The organism is Acidovorax soli (assembly GCF_900107605.1).
Lineage (GTDB): Bacteria > Pseudomonadota > Gammaproteobacteria > Burkholderiales > Burkholderiaceae_C > Acidovorax > Acidovorax soli.
This window is the reverse complement of record NZ_FNQJ01000064.1, coordinates 1-5,388: the sequence shown is the minus strand read 5'-3', so window position 1 is coordinate 5,388 and position 5,388 is coordinate 1. Positions and strand designations below refer to the sequence as shown.

Here is a 5,388-nt window from a genome sequence, read left to right as displayed (position 1 = left end):
CTCGATGAAGTCAACGCCCGCCCGGCAGCTCAACGCGCCGAAGCTCTCAAGGCCAAGCACGCTTTCAAGGCCGAGATGGACGACGAAGCACGGGCGGTCATGTTCCCGCAAAACGCACGCTTGACTGCCTGAGCACGAACGGCGGCGACGGTGCAGCAACTGGCGGAGTTCGCTTTGCCGCAGCCGCGCTGTTCGGTGCGAGTAGCTTGGCGGGTGCCATCCCGCTTGCTTGAAAACCGGCAACACCCCGAAAAGTAGCAAGCTTTCAGCACGCCGTGGCCCCAGCGAAGGAGAAACTCATCCGCAAGTGTTTTGAATTCCGTAGCGTCGTCCTCCAGTTTCGGCTGCACGCACTGTGGGTAGGAAGTCAAGCTAAGCGCTTCGGTCATGCTGTCGGCAATCGCTGCGAATAGGACGTCCTTTTGCAATGCTTGCACAACACTGGTCTCAAACAACCCTTCGGTTCGCTGATGCAATTGCACGAGCAAAAACTCGAATCGCTCGAGAGCTTCGCAAGTGACGGTTAACCCTTCTCGCTGCACCCGACGCACTGCTGCTGATTTTTACAGAGCATACGAGCGGGTGAGCTTGTAAATCGAACATCCGCCTCGGCAGTACCCTACAGACTGCTTCTGATTGATGACCGCAGTAGGTGGGCACGCCAACCTGCAAGGCGTACTTTCGAGCGTCGTTTCCTGCAGGATAACTCGGGTGGAGACTTACTTCTTCATCTCGTCTTTCTTCATGGCGTCCTTCTTCATCATCTCGTCTTTCTTCATGGCGTCCTTCTTCATCATTTCGTCTTTCTTCATCATCTCTTCCTTCTTCATAGCGTCCTTGGACATGCCGTCTTTCTTCATTTCGTCAGCGGCGTAGCCCGAGGCCGAGCCGAGGGCGATGAAGGTGGCCAGCAAGGTGGTGGAGAGCTTGTTCATTGAGTGGTCCTTTGAGAGTTATCTTCAGATAAATGGCACGGTTCGACATGAATCCGGCCTTAAGTTTCAACAGCGCTGAGAGCCATATGGCAACTCAACTGCCGCCGAACCAGTTGTAACCCTGGTCTTCCCAATAGCCGCCAGGGTTGGTGTTGGTGACGAAGATCGCCTTGATGTGTTTGGGGTTCTTGTAGCCCAGCTTCGTAGGCATGCGCAGCTTCATTGGGAAGCCATATTTCGGTGGCAGAGGTTGACCGTCGTATGTCAGCGTCAGCAGGGTCTGGGGGTGTAACGCGGTCGGCATGTCGATGCTGGTGTAGTAGTCGTCAGCACACTTGAAGCCCACATACTTGGCGCTGGTATCGGCGCCTACACGGCTGAGGAGTTCTGCGAAGCGCACACCACCCCATTTGCCGATCGCACTCCAGCCTTCCACGCAGATGTGGCGCGTGACCTGGTCGTGTTGCTCCATTGCACGCAGTTCGGGCAAGGTCCAGCGGCGCTTGTCGGCCACCATACCGGTGACTTCGAGCCGGTAGCTCTCCTCGTCGACCTCGCGCACCTCGTCCTCGCTGTAATAGGCGTTGAACGGGAAAGGCCGCGTGATCATCGACTCCGGGTACGTCGGCGCCAGCTGCGTCGGGTCGAAGATCAAGCCTTGCACCTTGTCATTGAAGCGCGAGATGGCTGTGAGCGCGGCCTCAACCCCCTCGTTGTTGCTGATGCTGCAGCCAGTGAGCATCGAGAGGCCACCCATGGTCAGGGAACGGGTGAGGAACGCGCGCCTGGCGGGTTGCTCGATCTTGCGAACGATCAGACGGCGGGCGTCGATGAGCGCTGCTTCGCTGTCGACTTGCTGCAGAGGGGGGCGTTGGAGGATTTTCATGACTTCAATCCCGCTTTGCCGCTGAGCATGGTGAACAGAGTTCGCGGCACCAGTGCCACCATGGCCAAGTGAACCGCGACGAAGGCCACGAGGGCTGCCATTGCGACGAAGTGGATACGCCGTGCGAACTCGTAGCCCCCCAGCAGCTCACGCAGCACCGGGAACTGCACCGACTTCCACAGCACCAGGCCTGATAGCACCAGCAGAATGATGTCGAGCATCACAAACAGATATGCAAAACGTTGCACGCTGTTGTAGTGGCGCGGATCGGAGTGCGAGAGATTGCCTTTTAGGGCGGCCATCGCGTCGCGCCAGATGCGGGACACCGAGAGGGGGAAAAATTTGTGGAACAACCGGCCGCTCGCCATGTTGAGCGCCAGATACACCAGGCCGTTGGCCGCCAGAAGCCACATGGCCGCAAAGTGCCATTGAATCGCCCCGCCCAGCCAACCGCCTAGCGTGATACCGCTCGGGATCTGGAAAGGAAAGAACGGCGATGCGTTGTAGATACGCCAGCCGCTGGTTACCAGCATCAGCACCGCCAAGGCATTGATCCAATGCGTGACTCGAATCCACACCGGGTGGATCGGCCGGTGGTCGGCCGGCGGGAGCAAGGTGACCGGAGCGGTGGCGGACGGACTGTGCATGTGGCGGATTGTTGAGTGCAACCCCTTGCCGATTCATCACGAAATGTTCAATTAATCGTGACAACTCCCAGAGGGATCTGGCGAGACAATCCGTTGATCTATGGAAACATCCAAACGCGTGTTGATCGTTGAAGACGATGCGCACATCGCTGATCTGCTGCGCATGCACCTGCATGATGAAGGCTATGCCGTCACGCATGCGGCAGATGGTGACGTCGGAGTGCGCGAACTGGAGCGTGGCAGCTGGGATGCGCTGATCCTCGATCTGATGCTGCCCGGCGTCGACGGTCTGGAGATCTGTCGCCGCGCGCGGGCCATGACTCGTTACACGCCGATCATCATCACTAGCGCCCGTTCGAGCGAGATACACCGCATTCTGGGGCTTGAACTGGGTGCCGACGACTACTTGGCCAAACCCTTTTCAGTGCTCGAACTTGTGGCCCGAGTGCGTGCGCTGCTGCGTCGCACAGATGCGCTGGCGCGCAGCGCCCGCCTTGAGTCCGGGCAGCTCGAGCTCGGCAACCTGGTCATCGATCCAATGGCGCGAGAGGTATTGCTCAATCGTAAACCGATTGATCTCACCCCGCGCGAGTTCGATTTGCTGTACTTCTTCGCGCGCCACCCAGACCGCGTGTTCTCGCGTCTCGACTTGCTCAACCAGGTCTGGGGCTATCAACACGATGGTTATGAGCACACGGTGAACACGCACATCAACCGGCTGCGCATGAAGCTCGAGGTCAACCCGGCCGAGCCATGTCGCATCTTGACCGTGTGGGGGCGCGGCTACAAGCTGGCTGTTACCGACGCCGAGAAGGCGACTCCATGAATCTACCGTGGCACTGGACCCTGGCGCGCCGCCTCTCTGCCGTATTCGTGGTGCTGCTGTTGACCTGCAGCAGTGTGTCCATCTGGCTGCAGGTGGCTGCCAGCGGACGCTATGAACAGGAAGTGACGCAGCGGCTGTCCCGTGGCTTGGCGGAGCACATTGCGAGCAACGCAGAGCTGGTGCGCGGCGACGGTCTCAACGACGCAGCAGTCAAAGCCCTTTTCGAACAACTGATGGCCGTCAACCCGAGCGTCGAGGTCTACTTGCTGAACACGGAGGGGCGTATTGCGGCTCAGGCGGCGCCACCGGGACATATCAAACGCGACCGGGTCGACCTGGCGCCGGTGCGGCAGCTGCTGGCCGGCGCGCCGTTGCCCATCATGGGTGACGATCCGCGTGGCGAAACCGATAGAAAGGTGTTCAGCGCAGCACCCCTGAGGGTAAGAGGGCGCAATGTTGGGTATGTTTATGTCGTGCTGTCGGGTGAGGAGCGCGAGGCGCTGGTCGCCAACGCTGCCGAAAGCAGTGTGTTGCGTACCCTGCTGTGGTCGATGGGGCTGGTGGTTTTTTTGGGTACGTTGGCTGGCGTTGCCGCGTTCCGTCTCATCACGAAGCCCTTGCGCGAACTGACCAACACAGTGCAGCGGTTCGAGCGCGACGGCATGGCATCGCTGCAGCAGGCGGTACCCACGCTGGATCGGCTGGCAACCGATGAGAGGGGTGAAATTAGTGCACTGGCACAGGCCTTTCGCCAGATGACCCAGCGCATTGCAGAGCAGTGGCGTGAACTGACGGCGCAGGACCAGCAGCGGCGCGAACTCTTCGCCAATGTCTCGCACGACCTGCGCACGCCACTGACCTCGCTGCATGGCTATCTTGAAACGCTTCTCATGAAGGCCGATACGCTGTCCGTCGCCGACCGCCACCGCTACCTGGAGATCGCGCTCGGTCAGAGCCGCAAGGTGGGCCGTCTGGCGCAGGAACTCTTTGAACTCGCGAGGTTGGAATACGGTGTGGTCAAGCCCGACAAGGAACGCTTTGCGCTGGCGGACTTGGTACAGGACGTGTTCCAGAAGTTCGAACTAGCGGCAGAGGCCCGCCGTCAGCGCCTGGTGCCACAAATCTCGCATGGTTTACCGGTTGTTAATGCCGACTTGGGGATGATCGAACGGGTCCTGACCAATCTGCTGGACAACGCGATCCGCCACACCCCCGAAGGTGGGCAGGTCGTGGTGCGCCTGTTATCCGAGGGTACAGGTGTTCGTGTAGAGGTCAGTGACACGGGACCCGGCATTCCGAAGGAGCTACAGTCGGTCATTTTCAGGAGACCGGCTTTCGCGTCGGGTGGTGAGCGCGGCGGCGGACTGGGACTCATGATCGTGCAGCGCATTCTTCAATTGCACGGCAGTGATATCCGGCTAGTCAGCGCAGACGGGTGTGGCGCTGTCTTCTCATTCGAGCTCGAATAGTTGGGCTATGTGCTCGAAAGTGAGCATCGGCCGCATTAGTGAGTACTGGGCCGACAAAAGCTAGCGGAACCCAGTGTATCTAGGCGAGGGTAGGTGACGGAAAGGTCGCACAGGCCCTACGACCGCTGCAATTAATACAGGCGCCATTCAAACCAGCGCCGGTAGCGATGGCTAACGGCCGTTCTGGGGCATTCATCATGAGCATTCCCGTTGCACCCACCGGCCGCAATCGCTGCACAAGAGTCCTTGGCTTGTCCGTCGCGGTAAACCGCAGCGAGTCGTCAAGAACCCGTTGAAATCTCACCCAGAAGATTCGAAGCAGCACTTCTTGATGTTTCGCCGTGGCGTTGATACCCGAGCACCACCGCCACGGATTGATGACCCGTCATCGCCATGGTGTCTGCAAGAGAGACCTTTCGTAAGGCGGCCTCAGTTACGAAGCCAGCGCGCAAGGAGGGGTCTCCTCGTTTTCAGTGCAATAAGTGACGGTACGCAAAGCTAGCACTGGCGCGGGGGTGGTCTGGGTAGATCGTTGATTTCATTGACTTTCCTGTTCGCTTTGTAAACGGGTATGGTGGCCTCCCACTTTTGAGGTTCACGATGCAGGGTTGGCACACAACGTTTT

Annotated in this window: 5 protein-coding genes and 1 pseudogene; 3 read left to right on the top strand and 3 right to left on the bottom strand. The window is 59.2% G+C overall.

Annotated elements, in window-relative coordinates:
- Positions 1-132 (top strand): annotated as a pseudogene (locus BLW02_RS20065) (glutathione S-transferase family protein); the annotation flags it as partial.
- A 587-nt stretch (positions 133-719) separates the two neighbouring features.
- Here the strand turns inward: BLW02_RS20065 and BLW02_RS19135 are convergent.
- The 3 genes from BLW02_RS19135 to BLW02_RS19125 all read right to left on the bottom strand — a co-directional run bounded on the left by BLW02_RS19135 (position 720) and on the right by BLW02_RS19125 (position 2,468).
- A complete protein-coding gene (locus BLW02_RS19135) occupies positions 720-935 on the bottom strand; it encodes a pentapeptide MXKDX repeat protein (RefSeq protein WP_092701650.1) in 216 nt (71 codons plus the stop codon).
- A 94-nt stretch (positions 936-1,029) separates the two neighbouring features.
- Positions 1,030-1,821 (bottom strand): molybdopterin-dependent oxidoreductase, encoded by a 792-nt coding sequence (locus tag BLW02_RS19130; RefSeq protein WP_092701647.1) that lies wholly within the window; start codon positions 1,819-1,821, stop codon positions 1,030-1,032.
- A complete protein-coding gene (locus BLW02_RS19125) occupies positions 1,818-2,468 on the bottom strand; it encodes a cytochrome b/b6 domain-containing protein (RefSeq protein WP_092701644.1) in 651 nt (216 codons plus the stop codon). The genes BLW02_RS19130 and BLW02_RS19125 overlap by 4 nt, the downstream gene beginning before the upstream one ends.
- A gap of 100 nt (positions 2,469-2,568) precedes the next feature.
- Here BLW02_RS19125 and BLW02_RS19120 point away from each other — a divergent pair, with 100 nt between their 5' ends.
- Both BLW02_RS19120 and BLW02_RS19115 read left to right on the top strand, forming a co-directional pair.
- Entirely contained in the window at positions 2,569-3,294 is a 726-nt protein-coding gene (locus BLW02_RS19120) for a response regulator transcription factor (RefSeq protein WP_092701641.1), read from the top strand.
- On the top strand, positions 3,291-4,763 hold the full coding sequence (locus BLW02_RS19115) for a sensor histidine kinase (RefSeq protein ID WP_092701638.1): 1,473 nt from the start codon (positions 3,291-3,293) through the stop codon (positions 4,761-4,763). Before BLW02_RS19120 ends, BLW02_RS19115 begins: the two co-directional genes overlap by 4 nt.
- Positions 4,764-5,388 lie beyond the last annotated feature (625 nt).